2 protein-coding genes are annotated in these 606 nt (G+C 25.1%); both read right to left on the bottom strand.

The window, feature by feature from the left end; genetic code table 11:
• On the bottom strand, positions 1-271 hold a 271-nt coding region (locus tag EII32_RS11505), incomplete at its 3' end, for a hypothetical protein (RefSeq protein WP_148096844.1).
• A gap of 227 nt (positions 272-498) precedes the next feature.
• On the bottom strand, positions 499-606 hold a 108-nt coding region (locus tag EII32_RS11500), incomplete at its 5' end, for a helix-turn-helix domain-containing protein (RefSeq protein ID WP_148096843.1).

Here is a 606-nt window from a genome sequence, read left to right as displayed (position 1 = left end):
GTGTGAATACATAGTCTATTTCATAAAAACCTGGAAAACTAAATTTGAATTTTGTTTGTAATCCATTTAGTAAAATTAAAGTCTCACCCTCAGTTGTATAGAACAATAATTTATCAATATTTTTTTCTAAATTTGGAGGAGTTTCTAAATGAAAAGTTAATTTAAAATTTTCTCCATCACCAATGAACTCTCCAGAAATCAAATCGTTTGTTAAATAAAAACTTCCCTTAACGTTAAATTTATCAAAATTATTTATCTTTCTTAATTTCACAATAGTATCTCTCCTTTTTGATATAACGTTACCTCAAAGTAATTGATAATATAGAACTGCCTTATATAACATCGTTCTAATAATATCATATTATAAATTAAATAAAATAAGAGTCAGTAAAATAGACATTTCTGTTTCTTGTATTTTTATTAAAATCTCAATTTAAATACTCATCTTGAGATTTTAAACGCTGTGAGAAGCGCTTATTTGTATTGACAATCTATTTATCAAGATAATCCCTTATCATTTTTAATTCTATAAATTGTCTGTCTTGTGATATTAACTTCTTTCGCAATTTTACTAATTGCTTGGCCTTCTTCTAACATTTCTACCAC

The sequence above is a fragment of the Prevotella sp. OH937_COT-195 genome, assembly GCF_003932845.1.
GTDB lineage: Bacteria > Bacteroidota > Bacteroidia > Bacteroidales > Bacteroidaceae > Prevotella.
Note: the sequence above shows the minus strand (reverse complement) of the source record. Positions and strands in the feature narration are given on the sequence as shown.